Raw genomic sequence first — 445 nt, 5'->3', positions numbered from 1 at the left:
TGAAGTGAACCCTGTAAGTTAGACACTTTAATCTAGGCAACTTTCTCTAAGGCAAGATTCCGATATTCAATCGGAGTCTTGCCTTTTAATTTATGCCTGATTCGATCTTGATTGTAATACACTATCCACTCCTTCATCGCTTTAATCAATTCCTGTTTGGTTTGATAATGATGCTTATAATACAATTCAGCTTTCATGGTATGAAAGAAACTTTCCATTGACGCATTGTCTAGACAAGTCGACCGACGAGACATGCTTTGAAAGATATGATGCTTCTTTAATGTTTGACGCCAGGAATTCGTTTGATATTGGATGCCTTGGTCACTATGAACGGTCATGCGGTAGTTAAGTACAGGCCGCTTATTAATTAGCTCGATTAATGGTTTCATCACAAAATCAGTAGTCGGGTGATTGCTAATATTGTAACTAACAATTTCACCAGAAC

Annotated in this window: 1 protein-coding gene; it reads right to left on the bottom strand. The window is 37.5% G+C overall.

Going from position 1 to position 445, the window contains the following annotated elements; all coding sequences use genetic code 11:
- Nucleotides 1-32 precede the first annotated feature (32 nt).
- Nucleotides 33-445: IS3 family transposase (locus FC49_RS09625; protein WP_156402479.1), on the bottom strand; the 413-nt coding region annotated here is incomplete at its 5' end.

This window comes from Limosilactobacillus oris DSM 4864, from assembly GCF_001434465.1.
GTDB lineage: Bacteria > Bacillota > Bacilli > Lactobacillales > Lactobacillaceae > Limosilactobacillus > Limosilactobacillus oris.
Note: the sequence above shows the minus strand (reverse complement) of the source record. Positions and strands in the feature narration are given on the sequence as shown.